Source organism: Novosphingobium sp. (assembly GCF_049240505.1).
Lineage (GTDB): Bacteria > Pseudomonadota > Alphaproteobacteria > Sphingomonadales > Sphingomonadaceae > Novosphingobium.
Genome location: NZ_JBMLSM010000068.1, coordinates 1 through 1,032, shown reverse-complemented (window position 1 = coordinate 1,032; position 1,032 = coordinate 1). Strand labels below are relative to the sequence as shown.

The following is a 1,032-nucleotide window of genomic DNA, read 5'->3' as shown; positions in this document are numbered from 1 at the left end:
GGGCTTTCGCGGAAATCGTCGATGTTGGCCTTGAACGCCAGACCGAGGCAGGCGACCTTGGCGTGGGGATTGGCTTCAACGAGGGCGGCAGCCTTCTTCACAACGTGGTGCATCTTGCCGTCGTTTACATTGCGCGCGGTCCGGATCAGCGGGGTTTCATCCGGCGCGCCTGCCACGATGAACCACGGATCCACCGCGATGCAGTGGCCGCCGACGCCGGGGCCGGGCTGCAGGATGTTCACGCGCGGGTGGCGGTTGGCGAGGCGGATGACCTCCCACACGTCGAGGCCCATCTTGTCGGCCACCATCGACAGTTCGTTGGCGAAGGCGATGTTGACGTCGCGATAGGCGTTTTCGACCAGTTTGGTCATTTCGGCGCTGCGGGCATCGGTGGTGACGCAGGTGCCGCGCACGAAGCGCTTGTAGAACGCCAGCGCCTTGCGCGCGCAGCGGGGCGTGATGCCGCCGATGGAGCGATCATTGTTGGTCAGTTCCTCAAGGATGCGGCCTGGCAGGACGCGCTCTGGGCAATAGGCGATGGAGACGTCGGGCGTTTCCTTGGTCTTGCCGGGGAACTTGAGGTCGGGGCGCAGGCCTGCCATTAGATCACGCATCTGGTCGGTCGTGCCGACGGGCGAGGTCGATTCGAGAATCACCGTGTCGCCTGCTTTCAGCACAGCGGCGACTTGCGTGGCGGCGGCCAGGACATAGGAAATGTCGGGCGTGTGGTGGCCGTCCTTGGCGAAGGGGGTGGGCACGGCGATCACGAAAACGTCTGCCGGTTCGATCTGCGTGGAGGCGCGCAGCAAGCCGCGCTGGACGACGCCGTGGACGAGGCCGTCGAGATCGACTTCCTCGATGTGGATTTCGCCGCGATTGATCGTATCGACCACGTGTTGCGACACGTCGAGGCCCAGAACCTTGCAGCCCGCGCGCGCTATGATGGCAGCGGTTGGAAGTCCGATATAGCCGAGGCCGACAACACAGACGTCCGGCTTCACATCACCCATCATTCGCCAGCAACTCCACGAT

1 protein-coding gene is annotated in these 1,032 nt (G+C 64.1%); it reads right to left on the bottom strand.

What is annotated here, in order from left to right; all coding sequences use genetic code 11:
- The coding region (wecC, locus tag ACOVQ0_RS06055) for a UDP-N-acetyl-D-mannosamine dehydrogenase (protein ID WP_421881510.1) at positions 1-1,013 on the bottom strand (1,013 nt) is incomplete at its 3' end.
- Positions 1,014-1,032: the final 19 nt, after the last annotated feature.